The 18,680-nt window shown below is 72.3% G+C and carries 18 protein-coding genes; 12 read left to right on the top strand and 6 right to left on the bottom strand.

Annotated features, from left to right (window positions below):
* Together BMW99_RS21120 and BMW99_RS21125 are read left to right on the top strand one after the other, a co-directional pair.
* Positions 1 to 314 (top strand): integrase core domain-containing protein (locus BMW99_RS21120; protein ID WP_143080552.1); only part of this gene is annotated, 314 nt, incomplete at its 5' end.
* Between the two features lie 225 nt (positions 315 to 539).
* A complete protein-coding gene (locus tag BMW99_RS21125; protein WP_107451622.1) occupies positions 540 to 974 on the top strand; it encodes a DUF6228 family protein in 435 nt (144 codons plus the stop codon).
* A gap of 115 nt (positions 975 to 1,089) precedes the next feature.
* Here BMW99_RS21125 and BMW99_RS21130 read toward each other — a convergent pair whose 3' ends face one another.
* Positions 1,090 to 1,623 carry a hypothetical protein gene (locus BMW99_RS21130; RefSeq protein WP_069464712.1) on the bottom strand — a complete coding sequence of 178 codons (534 nt, stop codon included), beginning with the start codon at positions 1,621 to 1,623 and terminating at the stop codon, positions 1,090 to 1,092.
* A gap of 127 nt (positions 1,624 to 1,750) precedes the next feature.
* Between BMW99_RS21130 and BMW99_RS21135 the strand changes: the two genes are divergently transcribed.
* Positions 1,751 to 2,110, top strand: coding sequence for a DUF6980 family protein (locus BMW99_RS21135; protein WP_069464711.1), 360 nt, complete (start codon positions 1,751 to 1,753; stop codon positions 2,108 to 2,110).
* A gap of 97 nt (positions 2,111 to 2,207) precedes the next feature.
* On the opposite strand, the gene BMW99_RS21140 is transcribed toward BMW99_RS21135, so the two are convergent.
* The 3 genes from BMW99_RS21140 to BMW99_RS21150 all read right to left on the bottom strand — a co-directional run bounded on the left by BMW99_RS21140 (position 2,208) and on the right by BMW99_RS21150 (position 4,897).
* Entirely contained in the window at positions 2,208 to 2,690 is a 483-nt protein-coding gene (locus BMW99_RS21140; RefSeq protein WP_141726224.1) for a hypothetical protein, read from the bottom strand.
* Positions 2,691 to 2,927: 237 nt separating this feature from the next.
* On the bottom strand, positions 2,928 to 3,947 hold the full coding sequence (locus tag BMW99_RS21145) for an aldo/keto reductase (RefSeq protein WP_069464709.1): 1,020 nt from the start codon (positions 3,945 to 3,947) through the stop codon (positions 2,928 to 2,930).
* A gap of 53 nt (positions 3,948 to 4,000) precedes the next feature.
* A complete protein-coding gene (locus BMW99_RS21150) occupies positions 4,001 to 4,897 on the bottom strand; it encodes a helix-turn-helix transcriptional regulator (RefSeq protein WP_069464708.1) in 897 nt (298 codons plus the stop codon).
* Positions 4,898 to 5,114: 217 nt separating this feature from the next.
* On the opposite strand from BMW99_RS21150, the gene BMW99_RS21155 reads away from it, so the two are divergent.
* Complete coding sequence (locus BMW99_RS21155) at positions 5,115 to 6,149, top strand: alcohol dehydrogenase catalytic domain-containing protein (RefSeq protein ID WP_075017326.1); 1,035 nt, start codon at positions 5,115 to 5,117, stop codon at positions 6,147 to 6,149.
* Positions 6,150 to 6,263: 114 nt separating this feature from the next.
* On the top strand, positions 6,264 to 6,893 hold the full coding sequence (locus BMW99_RS21160; RefSeq protein WP_245791568.1) for a class I SAM-dependent methyltransferase: 630 nt from the start codon (positions 6,264 to 6,266) through the stop codon (positions 6,891 to 6,893).
* A 100-nt stretch (positions 6,894 to 6,993) separates the two neighbouring features.
* Here BMW99_RS21160 and BMW99_RS21165 read toward each other — a convergent pair whose 3' ends face one another.
* A complete protein-coding gene (locus BMW99_RS21165) occupies positions 6,994 to 8,247 on the bottom strand; it encodes a PP2C family protein-serine/threonine phosphatase (RefSeq protein ID WP_075017328.1) in 1,254 nt (417 codons plus the stop codon).
* A gap of 323 nt (positions 8,248 to 8,570) precedes the next feature.
* Between BMW99_RS21165 and BMW99_RS21170 the strand changes: the two genes are divergently transcribed.
* The 3 genes from BMW99_RS21170 (at position 8,571) to BMW99_RS21180 (ending at position 13,311) form a co-directional block, all read left to right on the top strand.
* Positions 8,571 to 10,160 carry a glycoside hydrolase family 43 protein gene (locus BMW99_RS21170; protein WP_075017329.1) on the top strand — a complete coding sequence of 530 codons (1,590 nt, stop codon included), beginning with the start codon at positions 8,571 to 8,573 and terminating at the stop codon, positions 10,158 to 10,160.
* Positions 10,161 to 10,495: 335 nt separating this feature from the next.
* On the top strand, positions 10,496 to 12,610 hold the full coding sequence (locus BMW99_RS21175) for a glycosyl hydrolase family 18 protein (RefSeq protein WP_069466247.1): 2,115 nt from the start codon (positions 10,496 to 10,498) through the stop codon (positions 12,608 to 12,610).
* Between the two features lie 188 nt (positions 12,611 to 12,798).
* Positions 12,799 to 13,311 carry a sigma factor-like helix-turn-helix DNA-binding protein gene (locus tag BMW99_RS21180; RefSeq protein WP_079138874.1) on the top strand — a complete coding sequence of 171 codons (513 nt, stop codon included), beginning with the start codon at positions 12,799 to 12,801 and terminating at the stop codon, positions 13,309 to 13,311.
* Between the two features lie 41 nt (positions 13,312 to 13,352).
* On the opposite strand, the gene BMW99_RS21185 is transcribed toward BMW99_RS21180, so the two are convergent.
* Positions 13,353 to 14,597, bottom strand: a complete 1,245-nt coding sequence (locus BMW99_RS21185; protein ID WP_069466245.1) for a cysteine desulfurase-like protein — start codon at positions 14,595 to 14,597, stop codon at positions 13,353 to 13,355.
* 183 nt (positions 14,598 to 14,780) lie between these two features.
* On the opposite strand from BMW99_RS21185, the gene BMW99_RS21190 reads away from it, so the two are divergent.
* From BMW99_RS21190 to BMW99_RS21205, 4 genes are all read left to right on the top strand, one after another.
* Complete coding sequence (locus tag BMW99_RS21190) at positions 14,781 to 15,920, top strand: endo-1,4-beta-xylanase (RefSeq protein WP_069466244.1); 1,140 nt, start codon at positions 14,781 to 14,783, stop codon at positions 15,918 to 15,920.
* 363 nt (positions 15,921 to 16,283) lie between these two features.
* Entirely contained in the window at positions 16,284 to 17,258 is a 975-nt protein-coding gene (locus tag BMW99_RS21195; protein ID WP_075017330.1) for a threo-3-hydroxy-L-aspartate ammonia-lyase, read from the top strand.
* A gap of 218 nt (positions 17,259 to 17,476) precedes the next feature.
* Positions 17,477 to 18,022: a COG4315 family predicted lipoprotein gene (locus BMW99_RS21200; RefSeq protein ID WP_069461803.1), complete on the top strand. Its 546-nt coding sequence runs from the start codon at positions 17,477 to 17,479 to the stop codon at positions 18,020 to 18,022.
* A 34-nt stretch (positions 18,023 to 18,056) separates the two neighbouring features.
* Positions 18,057 to 18,635: a DUF6529 family protein gene (locus BMW99_RS21205; RefSeq protein ID WP_245791569.1), complete on the top strand. Its 579-nt coding sequence runs from the start codon at positions 18,057 to 18,059 to the stop codon at positions 18,633 to 18,635.
* The last annotated feature ends 45 nt before the right edge of the window (positions 18,636 to 18,680 follow it).

Below are 18,680 nucleotides of genomic sequence, written 5' to 3' on the forward strand. Positions count from 1 at the left end.
TTCACGCCGATCACGGCACCCAGTTCACCTCCTGGGTCTTCGGCGAACGGATCCGCTCCGCCGGCCTCCTGCCGTCGTTCGGCACCGTCGGGGACGGCCTGGACAACGCGATGATGGAATCGTTCTGGTCCTCGATGCAGATCGAGCTGCTCAACCGCAAGCGCTGGAAGACCCGGGTCGAACTGGCCAACGCGATCTTCGAGTTCATCGAGATCTTCTACAACCGCCAGAGACGACATTCAGCACTGGGCTACCGCACCCCCATCGAGTACGAACTACTCTCCGCACAAGACCCCATCCACGCCGCCAGTTAGCCACCCCAGCTGGAACCCGAACCATGGGGCAGGTCAACCTGTCACCCAACCCTGCACCAGACCCGTCGGTGATGCGCGGTAGGGGGCGAGCAAGCTTTCACAGCCCATCCGGAAGGAGGTCCCGCGCGAGATCCACAGCCATGGTGGGCGATCATACCGCCGAGGGCATTCGCAGGGCGTAGAAAGCAGTTGGTCATCCAGTCTCACGACTTCTAACCTGCTCGAATGATCGAAGACGGCCCAGTGGTACGCGTCGGAGACCAAGGACCGGGCCCTGTCCACCTGCTCATGTCCGAGCCGGCAAGACCGTTCGGGGACGATCCGACCCTCGACTTCCTGGTGAAAGCTCGCGGGCGATGGGTGAGCGTCGAGACTCTGGTGCGGACGTGGGGCGGCGACGGGCTGGACACATTTCTCTCGGCGCTGGCCGAGGACTTCCGTGGCTGGGAGGGAGCGCGCGCCTGGCGTTCCCTGGAACATGACCTGACCATCTCGGCGGAACACCGCGCCGGCGGCTACGTCCACCTGACGTGGGCCATTCACGGCCGTCCTCCATCCGACGAATGGCGCTTCGAGACCACCACCGTGCACGCGGCCGGCGAGGAGATGCGCAACCTCGCGGCCGAGATCCACTCGTTCCTCACAAGCATGGGCGAGTAGGCGGCTGATCCGTCGGCATACCCGGGGCGGTGCGGCGCCAGGACTCAGATCGGAAGCTCCTCGGATTATCGAGCTGAAGCTGCAGCGAAGCCGTCGAGCCCGGCCGCGGGGGTGTTCACGAGGTGGTCCTCCAGCGGGGAGCGTCGAGGTCGGGCTCGTCGGGGCTGGCGAAGTGGAACGGCACGCCGAGATGCTCGGCCAGGGCACGACCAACCGTCGACGCCTCCTGTGCTTCGGGCCAGGGAGGAACCGAACCGTTGAACAGCCGCATGTCGCTGCCGTGCCGAATGATCGCAAGCCGGTGCTCGGCAGCCGGATCGTCCGTCAGCGCCGTCAGGTCCACGCACCAGCCGTCCGTGTCACCGTCCCACAGCGCCTCGATGGCCACGGCACGGCCGGGCAGAGCATTCACCTTCTCCGTCAGCGCCGGCAGGTTCAGCGGCGGGGTCGGGTAGCGCTCGAAGCGTCGGCCGAGCTCCCGGTAGCGCTCCGCCACCACGTCGAGCGCGTCGTACAGGCCCGGCCTGGAGTCGACCGGGAACGCCTCGCGCAGGCGCTTGACCGCCGCGAGCCGATGGTCTTCGTGGATCAGGCTGTCAACGGCGGAGCGGTCAGCGGCAGGCACTTCCGCCCAGATCGGAGAGTCCATGACGGTATTGAAGCCGTCACGGCCGGACGCTCCGCGTCCAGGGCACTGCCTGGAAGCAGCGGGTGACGGCTGCAACAGCTCACCGTCCCCGACTGGACGTGGTGGCGATCGACGAGAATCCGAGGTCATGAGCAACCCCTGCTGCGAGGAGATGGGCCGCTGCGTGAACGTGCGCTGCGACCAGCACGACGACCCCTTCGACTGCCCGGACGCGCTGGTCGCATTCAGTGCCAAGTTCCAGGAGTACGGGCTGATCATCCACGACGGCGGCACATCGAGCATCATCATCGACTTCTGCCCCTGGTGCGGACGACGCCTCCCCGAGTCACAGCGGGACCGGTGGTTTGACGAGCTGGAGCGCCGCGGGATCGATCCGTGGAATGACGAAGTCCCGGCCGAGTTCCAGGACGACCGCTGGCTCGCCCACCCTCCCAGGGCTGACGAACCAGCAGCTCCTCAAATCCCTTGGCCTACTTCGGAGGGGTGAACACGGCCTTGCCGCCGATGAGTTCGATCTGCCGGTCGAGGTGCCAGGCCATGCATGCCCTCGAATCGATCGCATTCCGCGGCGAGCACGTGCGACATCAGGTCACCCGTTCCTCGGCGGGTCGCTGCGCTCGCTCTGCGGATCCCGCAGCCCCGGTCCGTTCGCCGGAGCTGATGGCCCGGTTGAGGTAGGAGCTTGATGGGCAACCGGCATCGGCGTCCTCTGTCGGACACATAGCAGGGTGCTCATCGTCGCCGAACAGGTAGACGGACACGGTGCAGTCGGTGGTGGCGCTGAAGGAGAGTTCCATTGCGGTGCCATGGGTGGCGGACTCGTCGGGGGCCTCAACTCCGCTGCTTCCGGTTTGCGCGAAGAACGCCCAGCGGCCTGATCGCAGATCCGCAGGATCATCGCAGGCCGCAGCGTCGGGCATGATGGCGGCGCGCTTGCTGGTGAAAGTGTGATCGGCGTAGAAGGTCAGGGACGTTCCTGCCTTGCTGGTCCACCGCCCTTCCAACTGGGGCGTCGAAATATCCGCCGCGTAGAGCGCTGAGGCCAGACCGCAGGAGACTGTCAGCACCGTCGCCGCCCCGCCGAGAACAGCGGCCCGCCCTAGCCGTCGTCCCACGTGTACTCCCTCGGACCTCCGGGTGATGGCCCGGGAAAGATTGTCGGGCGAACTCTATTGAACGCGTTCAACCCTCTGGCTGGTGGGGGTGAAGTCTGATCGGAGTGACCTTCGTGCAGGGCAGGACCACTCCTCAAGTGAGTGATGGCCGGTGAGGTCACCCATCATGATCAGGTCGGCCCGCGCGGGTCAGCGGCGGCGCTGGTCCGGCCGGAGGGTGGTGTCGCCGTAGCTGTTGTCGACGGGGTTGACCGTCACGCCGGGGGCCACGATCTCGTCGATGCGGTCCAGGACGTCGGTCGGGAGGGTGACGTCGGCGGCGGGCAGGAACGCCTCGAGCTGCTCCATGGTGCGCGGGCCGATGATGGCCGAGGTGACGCCGGGGTGGTGGAGCACGAAGGCGACGGCCAGCTCGATCAGACTCAGCCCGCTCGTGTCGGCGAGAAGCGCGAGCTGCTCGACGGCGTCGAGCTTGCGCTGGTTGGCGGGGGTGCTCATGTCGAAGCGGGCCCCGGGCCGGGCCGCTGAGGCCGGGCCGGAGTGGGCGTCCCTGCGGTAGCGGCCGGAGAGCCACCCGCCGGCGAGCGGGCTGTACGTCAGCGTGCCCATGCCGTGGCGCCGCGCGGTGGGGAGCACGTCCTCCTCGATGCCGCGCACGAGCACCGAGTACGGCGGCTGCTCCGTCACGAACCGTTCCAGGTGCCGTTCCCGGGACACCCACTGGGCCTCGACGATCTGGGAGCCGGAGTACGAGGAGGAGCCGAGGTAGCGCACCTTGCCCTGGTGCACGAGGTCGGACAGCGCGCCGAGGGTCTCGGCGACGTCGGTGTCCGGGCTGGGGCGGTGGACCTGGTAGAGGTCGATGTGGTCGGTGCCGAGCCGCCGCAGGGAGTTCTCGACCTCGCGGATGATCCAGCGTCGCGAGCCGCCGCGCTGGTTGGGGTCGTCCTGGTCCATCGGCATGAAGAACTTGGTGGCCAGGAACACGTCGTCGCGGCGGTCCTTGAGCGCCTTGCCGACGATCTCCTCGGAGACGCCGCCGGAGTAGACGTCCGCGGTGTCGACGAAGTTGACGCCCGCGTCCAGGGCCCGGTGGATGATCCGGACCGAGTCGGCCTCGTCCTGGTTGCCCCAGGGGCCGAACATCATCGCGCCCAGGCAGAGCGGGCTGACCTGGACACCGGTGCGGCCGAGCGGTCGGTAGTGCATGAAGGCGTACTCCTTGGTGGGGTGGCGATGTCGCGACAGGCGTGGCGCCGCCGTCAGTCGTCGCGTGCGGAGACGGTCGTGCCGGTGCCCGCCCAGCTCGCGAGGAGGCCGAGGGCCTCGTGCTCGCGCGAGTCGGGTTCCGGCGTGTAGACGTAGAGGCGCAGGCCGGGATCGGCCGGCAGCTCCAACGCCTCGTAGGGCAGCGCGAGTTCGCCGACCAGCGGATGACGCAGATGCTTCACCCCGGAACGGTGGAACTTCACGTCGTGGCGGGCCCACCGGCGGGCGAACTCGTCGCTCTTGGTGGTGAGTTCGCCGATCAGGTCGGTCAGCGCCTTGTCGTGCGGCGCGCGTCCGGTCTCGGTGCGCAGGAAGGCCACCGAGTCGCCGGCGGCGCGGTCCCAGTCGGGCCAGAAGTCCCGGCCCGCGGGATCCAGGAACAGGAAGCGCGCGCTGTTGACCGGGCCGCGCTGGGCGAACAGCGGGGAGTCGAAGACCGGCGCGTACAGGGCCCGTCCCAGCGCGTTGGCGGCCAGGACGTCGAACCGCCCGTTGCGCACGTAGGCGGGGACGCCGGCCATCGCGTCGAGCGTCCGCAGGATCGTGGGCCGCACGCGTGAGGCGGTCACGGCCGGCCGGTGGCCCGACGGCGTGGCCGCGCGGGCCAGGTCGTACAGGTGGGCGCGCTCGGCCTCGTTGAGCTGCAGGGCGTGGGCGAGGGATTCCAGCACCGCATCCGAGGCGCCGCTGAGATTTCCGCGTTCCAGGCGGACGTAGTAGTCCACGCTCATTCCGGCGAGAAGGGCGACCTCCTCGCGCCGCAGCCCGGCCACGCGGCGATTCCCGCCGTACACCGGCAGCCCGGCCTGCTCAGGGGTGATCCGCGCCCGGCGCGTGCTCAGGAACTCCTTGACCTCGGCGGCCCGGGTCTCCCTGCCGGTGCCGGTCATGTGCGGACCCCGCGATCCGGTGCCATGGGGGACTCCTCCTGCCGATCGTCGCGTGCCGTCCCTTCGACCCTCCCACCGTAAAACGGCCCGCGCGCCCCCTGGGAGGTACTGCCGTTACCTGTAAAAGGGGTGACTCCCACCTGCGCGGGCCGGGGCGTCTCCTGGAGGGGGTCAGGGACTCGAAGCCGAGAAACCGCACTCCAACCGAAGGAACACCGTGCGCGCAGCACTCATGTACGGAGCAGGAGACGTCCGGGTCGGACAGGTCGCCGACCCGGCGCTCAAGGAACCCACCGACGCGCTGGTCCGCGTCACCACGGCCTGCGTCTGCGGCAGTGACCTGCATCCCTACCGCGCGATGTCCGCGGCCGGCGGCCCGGTCCGCATGGGCCACGAGTTCATCGGCGTGGTCGAGGAGGCCGGGAGCGAGGTCCGCACCGTCGCCAGGGGCGACCTGGTCGTCGCCCCGTTCGCCTATTCGGACGGCACCTGCGAACACTGCCGGGCAGGGCTGCAGACCTCGTGCGTCCACGGCGGTTTCTGGGCCGTGGGCGGCGCGGACGGCGGCCAGGGAGAGGCGGTCCGGGTGCCGCTGGCCGACGGCACCCTGGTCCGGCTGCCGGTCGCGCCCGACGACGCGCTCATCCCCTCCCTGCTCACCCTTTCCGACGTGCTCGGCACCGGCCACCACGCGGCGGTCCGCGGCGGGGTGCGCCAGGGGAGCACCGTCACCGTGATCGGGGACGGCGCCGTCGGCCTGCTCGCGGTGCTCGCCAGCAGGCGCCTGGGCGCCGAGCGGATCGTCCTCATGGGACGGCACACCGCCAGGACCGATCTCGGGCGCGCGTTCGGGGCGACCGACGTGGTCGCCGAGCGCGGTGCCGAGGGTGTGGAGAAGGTGCGCGACCTCACGGGCGGCGGCAGCCCGGTCGTCATCGAGGCGGTCGGGCTCCGGCCCGCGTACGAGCAGGCGTACGGCGTGGTCCGCGCGGGCGGCACCATCAGCCGCGTGGGCGTGCCCCAGTACGAGGAGGCGCCGATCGGCTTCGGGACGCTCTTCGGCGCGAACGTCACCCTCACCGGTGGCCCCGCCCCGGTCCGCGCCTACATCGCGGAACTGCTCCCCGACATCCTGGAGGGGCGCATCGAGCCCGGCCGGGTCTTCGACCGCACCGTCGACCTCGACGGCACTCCCGAGGGCTACCGGGCGATGGACGCCCGCGAGGCGCTGAAGGTGCTCGTGCGGCCCTGAGCGGCCCCCGGCGCCCGGTGGCCCGCTGACCCCACGTCCCCGGCCCGGCGGCGGGGCCCGCGGCCCCGTAATGCCGTCGCGGCGGCCCGCGCCGCCCCGCTAGGGTCCGGCGTCGTGGACAGTGCCGAGGATCCCGGGGCGATGGTGCGGCGCGGCTACGACGCCGTGTCCGTGCGGTACGACCAGGCGTACGAGGAGGCGGACAAGTACGGGGACTGGTTGCGGGAGTTGGCGCGGCGGGTGCCGAGCGGCGGGGCCGTGCTGGACCTGGGGTGCGGGAGCGGGGTGCCGGCGCGGTCGCTGGCCGCCGCCGGATTCCGGGTGACCGGGGCGGACTTCAGCGAGGTGCAGATCCGCAGGGCCCGAGAGCGCGTGCCCGGCGCGGAGTTCGTGCACGCCGACATCACGGACCCGGCGTTCGCCCCGGGACCGCCCGGCACGTTCGACGCGGTGGTCTGCCTGTTCGCGCTGATCCACCTGCCGCTGGCCCAACAGCCGCCGCTGCTGCGGAGGATCGCCGGCTGGCTGCGGCCCGGCGGATGGTTCCTCGCCACCACGGGGCAGCGCGCGTGGACCGGCGTGGAGGAGGACTGGCTCGGCGGCGGCGCGCCCATGTGGTGGAGCCACGCCGACGCGGCCACCAACCGCCGCTGGATCACCGAGGCCGGACTCACCGTCGTCCACGAGGAGTTCGTCCCGGAGGGCGACAGCGGGCACGCGCTCTTCTGGGCCCGCCGGGACTGAACGCCCGCGTCCCCGCCGTCCGTTGCCGGCCCATGGGCTCCGGCCCGCGCGCTCCGGCCCATGCGCTCCGGCCCACCCGTTCCGCCCCGCGCGGGCGGGGTCACAGCCGGATGACCACCAGGGCGGTGTCGTCGGTGGCGCCGCCGGACGGCAGCAGTTCGAAGAGCAGGACGTCGGCGAGTTCCTCGGGATCCGTGGCCCGGTGGGCGGCCAGCGTGGTGGCGAGCCGGCCCAGGCCCGTGTCGATGTCCTCGCCGCGGCGCTCGACCAGCCCGTCGGTGTACAGGACCAGGGTGTCGCCCGCGGCGAACGCCACGGTGGCCTCCGGGCGTGCGGCGTGCTCGGGCCGGGCGCCGAGCGGGGGATCGGTGGCCCGGTCGAGGAACTCCACCGCGCCGTCGCGGCGCAGCAGCGCGGGCGGCGGATGGCCGGCGCTGCTGTACGTCATGGAGCGGGAGCCCCAGTCGATGCACGCCGTCATGACGGTGGTGGACTCCGCGCCGTCCACCGACCGCGCGTACAGGTCCACGACCTCCAGCGCCTGGGCGGGACCGGCCGACACCCGGGAGGCGGCGCTCAGCGCGCTGCGCAGCTGCCCCATCACGCCGGCCGCCGACAGCCCGTGGCCGACGACGTCCCCGACGGCCACCACCGTCCGCTCGCCGGGCAGTTCCACCAGGTCGTACCAGTCGCCGCAGACGTTCAGCGCCCCGGTCGCCGGGCGGTAGCGCACCGCGGAACGGTGATGGCCCATCGGGCGCGGTGCCGGCAGCATCGCGTCCTGCAGCGCCAGCGCCACCTCGCGTTCGCGGGCGTGCGCGTGCCGCAGCCGCTCGTTGACCTCCTGCAGCTCGCGGGCCCTGCTGTACAGCTCCGCCTCCAGGACGGCGGACCGCCCCCCGGCGTCGCGGGACGCCCCGTCGGACCGGCCCCGCGCCCGGATCAGCTCGGTGACCTCCTCCACCCGGTGCAGCAGCAGCACCACCCGTCCGTCCGGGCCGAGCACCGGGGCGTTGATCGGGCTCCAGTACCGCTGCTCCCAGTGCCCGGGCCGCTCCAGCGACTCCACGTCGTAGCGCTGCATCGCCATGGTGTCGCGCTCCCCGGTGGCCGCGACCCTGCGCAGCGACGCCTCCAGGTTCCGCCTGCCGGTGGCGGCGGGGTCGTTCGGGTTGTCCGGGAACACCTCGAACAGACGGCGGCCGACCACCTGCTCGCGCGAGCGGCCGGACTGGCGGAGGAACTCCTCGTTCACGTCCGCGTACACCAGCTCCGGCGTGAGGAGCGCCACCATGGTCGGCAGGGCCTGGAACGCCGCCCGGTAGTCGATCTGTGGTGTGTGTGGTGCAGTCATCTGCGCACCATACGAACGGCGGGCCCCCGGGGCCGCGTACCGCCCGTCGGGCGCCCGGCGGTGTCACACGGGCGGTGCAGTGGGAGTGCCGCGGCCGTACCGCAGGCGCGCGCGGCGACCGTGCCCCGCGCCGCCCCCCGCTCCGGCCCGCGCCGCCCCCGCGCCCCAGCCCGGACACCCCGCGCTCCGGCCCGCGCCCCCGGCCCGGACGGCCCGCCCCCCCCGGCCTGGACGGCCCGCGGCCTTGACCCGGCGCGGACCCGTACCTAGAGTGCGGGCGCTAACATTCGGTCGGATGGTCGAAAATTTCGGAGGCGCGGGGCGTGCGGACTTACGACAATCCGGTCATCGGGGGCTTCCATCCGGACCCCAGCGTGTGCCGGGTGGGCGAGGACTACTACCTCGCGTGCTCCAGTTTCGAGTACGTCCCCGGGGTGCCGATCTTCCACAGCCGGGACCTGGTGCACTGGCGGCAGATCGGCAACGCGCTGGAGCGCCCGGCCCAGTTGGACCTGCCGGCGGGCGTGCCCGCCTCCGCCGGCGTCTACGCGCCGACGCTCCGCCACCACGACGGCCTGTTCTACCTGATCACCACCGACGTGCTCGGCAAGGGCACGTTCGTCGTCACCAGTGAGCGCGCCGAGGGGCCGTGGTCGGACCCGGTGCGGCTCGACCTGCCCGGTATCGACCCCGACCTGGCCTGGGACGAGGACGGCACCTGCTGGTGCGCGGTCTCCGGCGTCCAGGTGGCGCGCGTCGACCCGCTGGCCGGCCGGGTCCTGGAGGGGCCCTGGCCGGTGTGGTCGGGCACCGGGCTGCAGTACCCGGAGGCGCCGCACCTCTACCGCATCGGCGAGTGGTGGTACCTGATGATCGCCGAGGGCGGCACCGCCGACGGGCACGGCGTGTCCATCGCCCGCGCCCGCTCGCCGCGCGGCCCGTTCGAACCCGGCCCCGGCAACCCGTTCCTGACGCACCGCAGCACCGACCTGCCGATCCAGAGCACCGGCCACGCCGACCTGGTCCAGGCGCCCGACGGCACCTGGTGGATGGTGCTGCTCGGCACCCGCCCGCGCGGCTATTTCCCCTCCTTCCACGTCCTGGGCCGGGAGACGTTCCTGACGCCCGTGACGTGGGTGGACGGCTGGCCGCAGGCCGGGCCGGTGCGCGAGCGGCACCCCGCGCCCGCGGTCTGGCGGCCGTTCCCGCCCGAGCCCGCGCGCGACGACTTCGACGCCTCGGAACTGTCGCCGGTCTGGATCTCCCCGCGCAGCCGTCCCGAGGGTTCCTGGTCGCTGGCCGAGCGGCCGGGCTGGCTGACGCTGCACGCCACCGGCCCGTCGCTCGACCGGCCGGGCCACACGTTCCTCGGCCGCCGGCAGCAGCACCCCGAGTGCGCGGTGGCGGTGCGCGTCGACCCCGGCGCCGGGCGCGCCGGGCTGTCGGTGCGCATGGACGAGGCCCACCACTACGACCTGGAGGTCGCCGCCGGCACGGTCGAGGTGTTCGCGCGGATCGGTCCGCTGTGCCAGCGGGTGGCGCACCTCGCCGTCCCGCCCGGCCCGCTCACCCTCGCCGTCGACATCCGCACCACCGGCCTGCTGCCCCCGTCGGTCACCGACGCCGCGCACCCGGCGGACGGCCCGGCGGGCGTCGGCGCCCACGGGCCCGACACGATCGCCTTCTCGGTCGGCACCGGGGAGGGCGGCGCGGACGCCGTCGGGGACGGCGCTGCGGCCGGGGCCGGCGGCGCCGCGCGCACCGAGATCGCCCGGCTCGACGGCCGCTACCTGTCGACCCAGGTCGCCACCGGCTTCACCGGCAGGGTGATCGGCATGTACGCCACCGAGGGCAGCGCCGCCTTCGACTGGTTCGCGTACCGCCCGGCCGCCGGGGCGGCCGGCGCGCGGTAGGCCGCCCGCTCGGAGCCGCACGTCACCGCCCGGCCCAGGGGTCCGGCCGGGCGGTGACGCCCGCACGTGCCGTGCGGAAGTGGTCCAGTCCGACCTTGAGTTGGTCTAGTCCAAAGCCTTGACCGGGTCAGAACCCCCCAGTACATCTGTCCTTGGATCAGATGTCGTGTCTATGCCATTCGCGGCCGGTCGTCGCCCCGCCCCACCGGCGGTCACCCCGGGCGCCCGGCCCCGGCATGCCCCGCGGCATGCCCACGCCCCAGCACCACCGCACCTCTGCCCCCACCAGCGGACCGGGCGCCGATCGACGCCCCGTCCCGTCACAGGAGGATGCCATGCGCTTATCAGTCCCCTCGATCAGACCGTCACTGACCAGTCTCGTCGCCGTCGTCGGCCTCCTCCTGGGAGCCCTGGCGGTGTTCGGGAACGGCAGCGCGCACGCCACGGCGAGCGCCGCCAAGGCCGCGGCGGCGCAGCCCGCGGCCACCAGCGGCGGGCTCAAGGTCGCGTACTACGACCAGTGGAGCATCTACCAGAACGCCTTCTACCCCAAGGCCCTGGACACCGAGGGCCTGGCGGGCAAGCTCGACTACCTGATCTACGACTTCGAGAACATCGACCCGGCCAACCTGACCTGCTTCGAGACGACGAAGGCCACCGACCCCGACCCGGCCGGCGAGAACGACCCCAACGCCGGTGACGGCGCCGGGGACCAGTTCGCCGACTACCAGAAGAGCTTCGACGGCAGCATCAGCGTGGACGGCACCAGCGACGTCTACAACCAGCCGATCGCGGGCAACTTCCACCAGCTCCAGGAGCTGAAGGCCAAGCACCCCAACCTCAAGATCCTTCTCTCGCTGGGCGGTTGGACCTACTCCAAGTACTTCTCCGACGTGGCGGCCAGTGCCGCCTCGCGGCAGAAGTTCGTGTCGTCGTGCATCGACATGTTCATCAAGGGCAACATCCCCGCCTCCGGCGGCTACGGCGGCGCGGGCACCGCGAAGGGCATCTTCGACGGCTTCGACATCGACTGGGAGTACCCGGGCTCGTCCGGCGGTCACCTCGGCAACCACTACAGCGCCGCCGACACGGCCAACTTCACGTCGCTGCTGGGGGAGTTCCGCAGCGAGCTGAACACCCAGGGCACCGCCGACGGCAAGCACTACGCGCTCACCGCCGCGCTGCCCGGCGGCCAGGACAAGATCGCCAAGGTGCAGACCGACAAGATCGGCCAGTACCTGGACTTCGGCGACATGATGACCTACGACATGCACGGCGCCTGGGACACCACGGGCCCGACCAACTTCCAGGACCCGCTGTACCCGTCGGCGAGCGACCCGTCGGGCGCCATCCCGCCGGGCAGCGAGAAGTACGTCATCGACTCGGTCATCAAGGCGTACACCCAGGGGGACAGCGCCTACGGCATCCCAGGCGGCTTCCCGTCCGGCAAGGTCAACCTGGGCATCCCGTTCTACTACCGCGGCTGGACCGGGGTGCCGGCGGGCGGCAACCACGGCCTCTACCAGAGCGCCACGGGTCCGTCGGCCGGGCACACGCTGAGCGGCAACGTGCCGGGCGTGGCGATGTACAAGGAGCTGACCGGCGTCGTCGACAACCCCTCGGACACCTTCTGGGACCCCACGACCCAGTCCGCGTGGTTCTACGACGGCACCAACTTCTACGGCGGTGAGTCCGCCCAGTCCATCCAGGCCAGGGCCGACTACATCCACTGCAACGCCCTCGGCGGCGCGATGATGTTCTCGCTGTACGACCTGGACCCGCAGACCACGCTGTTCAACGCCGTGGTCAACGACGTCAACGGCAGCGCGGGCAGCTGCTCCGGCGGCGGGGGCACCACAGGCGGCACGTCCAGCGGCACCACGTCGGGGACCACGTCCGGCACCACCACCGGCACGACGACCGGCGGCACGTCCAGCGGCACCACGTCGGGCACCACGTCGGGGACGACCAGCGGCACCACCTCGGGCACCACGTCCGGCACGACCAGCGGCACGACGACCGGCAGCACCACCGGCGGTACCGGCGGCGGCGGTCCCGTGGTCAACGGCGACTTCGAGACCGGCAGCCTGTCCCCGTGGACCTGCACCGGAGGCACCGGCTCGGTCGTCTCCTCGCCGGTGCACGGCGGCAGCCACGCGCTGGCGGGCGCCGCCTCCAACAGCGACGACGCCCAGTGCTCGCAGACCGTCTCCGTGCAGCCCGGGCACACCTACACCCTGTCCGCCTACGTCAACGGCTCGTACGTCTACCTCGGCGTCACCGGCAGCGGCACCAGCGACACCAGCAACTGGACGCCGGGCACCGGGGGCGCGTACGCGCAGCTGAAGACCAGCTTCACCACCGGGTCCGGCACCACCTCGGTGACCGTGTGGGTCCACGGCTGGTACGGCCAGGGCACGTACCACGCGGACGACATCACCCTCGCCTGAGCCCGGACGCACAGCGCCACCGTGTCACCGTGTCACCGCGAGCCGGCGGCCACCCCTGGGGTGACCGCCGGTTCGTCATAGGCAGCGCCTATGGCATTGATGCGTGATGAGTGTTGGACATCACATCGCCGCGAGCGGGACAATGGCGATCGATCATCGATCGAGCGGCCGATGGTGGGGAGATCGAGATGAGCACGTTGGTTCAGCCGTCCCGCGGAGTGACGGGACCCGGTGACGAGCGCTTCGAACAGGAAGTGCTCGTCCACCTCGACCGCGTCTACGCCGGCGCCCTGCGCCTCGCCCCCGACCGGGCCGAGGCCGAGGCCCTGGTGCAGCGCACCTTCGACCGCGCCTACCTGGACTTCCACTGGGCGCGGCCGTCGGGGAGCGTGCGCGCCTGGCTCTACGGGCACCTGGTCGCCGCCTGGTTCGAGCAGGACGTGCGCGGCCACGCCCCGCGCCGTTCCGCCGCCGCGGTACCGCACTCCGCCGACGAGGTCGTCGGCGGCGCGATGGAGGCGCTGGCCCCCATCGTGCGGATCACGGTCTACCTCGCCGACGCCGAGGGCCTGTCCAAGGCCGAGATAGCCCGCATCACCGAGGTCCCGCCCGGCATCGTGGAGACCCGGCTGCGGCGCGCGCACGAGCAGATGACCGGGCGCCTCAACGACTGGATCCAGCGGGTCGTCCTGCACCCCTGAGCCCGCGACCCCATCGGACGCCCTGACCGCGGCGCCCGCTGTCAGCGGGCCAGCTCGCGGACGCCGGACAGCAGCCGGTCCACGTCGCCGGCGTCGTTGTAGGGGGAGATCCCGGCGCGTACGGCGCCGGGTGCGCCGAGGCCGAGCCGGGTGGCCGCCTCGATCGCGTAGAAACTGCCGGCCGGGGCGTTCACGCCGAGCGCCGCCAGGTGCTCGTACACGGCCTGCGGGCTGTGGCCGGCGACGGAGAACAGCACGGTGGGGGTCCGCGGCCGGGGCGCCGGGTGCACGGTCACGCCGCCGATCGCGGCCAGCCCGTCCAGCAGCCGGTCGAACAGGGCCTCCTCGTGCGCCTCGACCTCCCGCATCGACGCGGCGACACGCGCCCGCCGGGACGCCCCGCCGGTACCGCCGCCGCCCGCACCGCCGTCACCGCCGTCACCCTTCCCGCCCAGGTCCGCGATGAAGTCCACCGCCGCGGTGGTCCCGGCCAGCAACTCGTACGGCAGCGTGCCGAGTTCGAAGCGCTCGGGGATCGTGTCGGCGGACGGCAGCAGTTTGTCGGGATGCACCTGCTCCAGCAGTTCGGGGCGGGCGGCGGCCAGCAGCCCGTGGTGGGGGCCGAAGAACTTGTACGGCGAGCACGCGTAGAAGTCCGCGCCCAGGCCGGGCAGCGAGACGGCGGCGTGCGGGGTCAGGTGGACGCCGTCGACGTAGAGCAGCGCGCCGACGGCGTGCGCGGCCTCGGCGAGGGCCGGGATGTCGGGCCGGGTGCCGATCAGGTTGGAGGCGGCCGTCACGGCCACCAGGCGGGTGCGCGGCGACAGCACCTCGGCCACGTGGTCGACCTTCAGGGTGCCGGTCGCGGGGTCGAAGTCGGCCCAGCGGACGGTCGCGCCCGCGGCCTCGGCCGCCGCGGTCCAGGGGCGGATGTTGGCGTCGTGGTCGAGCCGGGTGACCACCACCTCGTCGCCCTCGCGCCACTGCTTGGCCATCGCCCTGGCCATGTCGTAGGTCGCCTGGGTCATGGAGCGGGCGAACACCACGCACCCGGGCGGGCAGTCCAGCAGGTCGCCGACGGCCGCCCGGGCGCCGGTGACGACGGAGTCGGCGCGGCGCTCGGCCGCGGTGACGCCGCCGCGGTTGGAGATGCCGCTGCACAGGGTGTCCGCCATGGCCTGCGCGACCTGGTGGGGGACCTGCGAGCCGCCGGGTCCGTCGAAGTGCGCGGTCTTCAGGGCGAGGGCGGGGAAGTCGCGGCGTACGCGGACGACGTCGAAGGCCATGGCCCCATCATGCCCACCCGGCGCCGCCGGGTCTGCCCCCCGACTCCCGGTCGTGCGCGAAGTGTTGACCCCGTCCGGCACAGGCCCTAGGTTGCGTCCGCAAGTTGCGGGACTCATCTCGAAACTTTCGTACTTTCCTCACGCATCCGCGGGACCGTCCCCGCGTGCCTGAAAGGACCAGCCATGGACAAGTGGACGCGCACCACCGCGGGTCTGGCCACGGCGGCAGCCGGCCTCCTGCTCACCACGGCCTCCGTCGTCTTCGTCTCGTCCGACGCCAGTGCCGGGACGCCGGCGCACGGCGACAGCGCGGCCGTCGCGCCGGGCGCCGCCTCGTACGGCAGGGCCGCGCCGAGCGGCACGACCCTGCGGGCGCTCGCCCGGAAGGCCGGGATCCGCGTCGGCACCGCGGTGAACTCCGACGCCCTGGCCGGCGAGGCGCCCTACGCGCAGAAGGTCGCCGACGAGTTCAGCTCGGTCACGCCGGAGAACGTGATGAAGTGGGACACCGTCGAACCCGCCCGCGGCACCTACGACTTCACGCAGGCCGACCAGCTCGTCGCGTTCGCGAAGGCGCACGGCCAGCTGGTGCGCGGCCACAACCTGCTGTGGCACAACCAGCTTCCGTCGTGGCTGACCTCCGGCGACTTCAGCGCCGCCGAACTGCGCGACATCCTGCACCAGCACATCACCGCCGAGGTCGCGCACTTCAAGGGCGAGATCTGGCAGTGGGACGTGGTCAACGAGGCGTTCAACGACGACGGCACCCTGCGCGACGACCTGTGGCTGGACAAGCTCGGCCCCGGGTACGTCGCCGACGCCTTCCGCTGGGCCCACGCGGCCGACCCCAAGGCCGTGCTGTTCATCAACGACTACAACATCGAGGGCGTCAACGCGAAGAGCACCGCGCTGTACGACCTGGTCAAGGGGCTGCGCGCGGAGGGCGTACCGGTCCAGGGCGTCGGCATCCAGGGACACCTCGACGTCAAGTACCCCGCGCCGCACGACATCGCCGACAACATGGCGCGCTTCGACGCGCTCGGTGTGCAGACCGCGATCACCGAGGCCGACGTGCGCATGACGCTGCCGGCCGACGCCACCGACGTCGAGGCGCAGGACGAGGCCTACCAGACGCTGCTGCAGGGCTGCCTGCTCACCCGGCACTGCACCGACTTCACCGTGTGGGGCTTCACCGACAAGTACTCGTGGGTGCCGGGGGTGTTCACCGGCGAGGGCCAGGCCAACATCTTCGACGAGAACTACCGGCCCAAGTCGGCCTACACCGCGCTCGGCCAGGACCTCCGGCTGGCCGGCGGGCGCTGATCACCCCGGACCCACCCCGGACCCACCCCGGAACCCGCCCCGGTTCCGTCCCACAACTCACCCCAGAACTCATGGGCTTCTCAGAACCGGAGGGAACTGAGCCGCGTCCCCGTGCGCCTATTGAGTAGGCGAAGGGAGCAGACCCATGTCCTGTCCGAACGAGAACTGCCGCAAAGGCGGCTGCACCACCGACCCCCAGCCGCCACGCCCGGCCCCCGCCGCGGGCCGGAGATGAGCGGACGAGCGTGCGGGCCGGTGCCACCCGGGGGTGACGGGCGGTGCCGGCCCTTCCGCCTGCCGCGCCCCCCCGGCTGCGACACTGGAGTGACCGCCGCCCCAGCCCGCCCACCGGGAGAGCCGCCCATGCCCGAGCTTCCCAGCTACGACGACGTGCTGGCCGCGGCCGCCCGCATCGAGGGGCGCGCCCACCGCACCCCGGTGCTGCGGTCCCGGCTGGTCGACGAACAGACCGGCGCCCGGGTCCTGTTCAAGTGCGAGAACCTCCAGCGGATGGGCGCGTTCAAGTTCCGCGGCGCGTACAACGCCCTGGCGCGGTTCACCGCCGAGCAGCGCCGCGCGGGTGTCGTCGCGTACTCCTCCGGCAACCACGCCCAGGCCGTCGCCCTGGCCGCACGGCTGCTGGACATCCCCGCCACCATCGTCATGCCGCTCGACGCACCCGCCGCCAAGGTCGCCGCGACCAAGGCCTACGGCGGCGACGTCGTCACGTACGACCGCTACACCGAGGACCGCGAGGCCCTCGGACGCGCCCTGGCCGCCGAGCGCGGGCTCACCCTGATCCCTCCGTACGACCACGCCGACATCATCGCCGGGCAGGGCACGGCGGCCAGGGAGCTGTTCGAGGACGAGGGGCCGCTCGACGCCCTGTTCGTGCCGCTGGGCGGCGGCGGGCTGCTGTCAGGCACGGCCCTGGCCGCCGCGGCCCTCGCCCCGGACTGCCGGCTGGTGGGCGTGGAGCCGGAGGCCGGTGACGACGCCCGCAGGTCGCTGCGCGAGGACCGGATCGTCCACATCGACACCCCGCGCACCATCGCCGACGGCGCGCAGACCCAGCACCTGGGCGAGCTGACCTTCGCCGTCCTGCGGCGGGCGCGGCCGGACGTGGAGACCGTGAGCGACGCGGAGATCGTCGACGCCATGGCGGTGTTCGCCACGTACCTCAAGATCGTGGTGGAGCCCACCGGGTGCCTCGGACTCGCCGCGGTCCGCCGCCTGCGCGAGGAACTGCGCGGGCAGCGCGTCGGCGTGATCGTCAGCGGCGGCAACGTCGACCCGGCCCGCTTCGCCTCCCTGCTCGCCGGCGCGGACCGCGCCTAGGGCCGGTCGTGTGGATCTCCGCGGCGGACGGGACCCCGTCCCGCGCGGTGCCCCGTGAGGACGGGGGAGTGCGCCGCCGCGATTGACCGGTCTGGCGGGCGGACCTTGCGCCGCCCGGCTGACACGGGGGCCCCACCCGGGTGTCCGGGCGAGCCGCGCGGGCCGCCTGCGGCGAAGCTGAGGCGTCCCTTTCGTGTCGCTCAGCCCCCGGAGTCCCGATGAAACGCACCATCCCGGTGTCCGCCTGTGCCGCTGCCCTGCTGGTGACCGTGCTGAGCGGGTGCGGAAGCAGTTCCGCGTCGCACAGCGGCGCCGCGGACACCACCGCGCCCTCCTCGACCGCCAGCCCGTCCGCCGTGACCACCCAGGGGGTCGTCGCCAACGCGTCCCCCACCGCGCAGGCCACGGTGGCCACGCACAACGCGGGCGGAAAGCTCGGCACCATCCTGGTCGATGCCAAGGGCCGCACCCTCTACCTCTTCGAGGCCGACAAGACCGACATGTCGACCTGCAACGGCGCCTGCGCGGCCGCCTGGCCGCCCCTGCTCAGCAAGGGCCAGCCCATGGCGGGCAGCGGCGTCAAGAGCAACCTGCTCGGCACCAGCAAGCGGTCGGACGGCACCACCCAGGTGACCTACAACAAGCACCCGCTGTACTTCTTCTCGGGCGACACCAAGCCCGGTCAGACCAACGGCCAGGACCTCAACCAGTTCGGTGCCCTGTGGTACGTCGTGAACGCCGCCGGCAACAAGGTCGAGACGTGACGGACCCGGCGCCGTCCCGGGGCGGGGCCCTTCCGTGAAGAGCCCCGGCCCCGGGGAGGACCGAGCGGCCCGGCGCCCGGCACGGCCCGCCCTGGTCGTCCTCGGCATCCTGCTCCCGTTCGCCGCGGCCGTCGGCGTGTACGAGTGGGCCAGCCATGTGACGCCGGACTACAACACCGGCCTGTTCGGCGTCCACGGCCTCGACACCTACGAGCTCAAGGCCCGGCTGGGCACCGCCCTGCTGGGCCTGGCGCTGGTCCAGCTCGGCCTCGCCCTGTGGATGTACGGCCGGATCCCCCGCACCGGCCCGGCCCCCCAGCCGGTGCGCACCACGCACCGGATCATCGGCGTGGCCGCCTTTCTGCTGTCGCTGCCCATCGCCTACCACTGCATCACCGCGTACGGCTTCGAGCAGACCGACACCCGTGTCATGGTGCACGCCATCTGCGGGTGCGTGCTCTACGGCGCGTTCGTCGCCAAGGTGGTGGTCGTCCGCAGCAGACGCCTGCCGGGCTGGGCCCTGCCCCTCGCCGGCAGCGTCCTGATCTGCGCGATCGCCCTGATGTGGTACACGGCGGCGCTCTGGGTCCTGAACGGCGACGCTCTCCCCTAGGGGCGGTCGTCGCCCCGTCCGGCCGGGCGCTCCCCTCCCCGGATC

The organism is Actinacidiphila rubida (genome assembly GCF_900110255.1).
Lineage (GTDB): Bacteria > Actinomycetota > Actinomycetes > Streptomycetales > Streptomycetaceae > Actinacidiphila > Actinacidiphila rubida.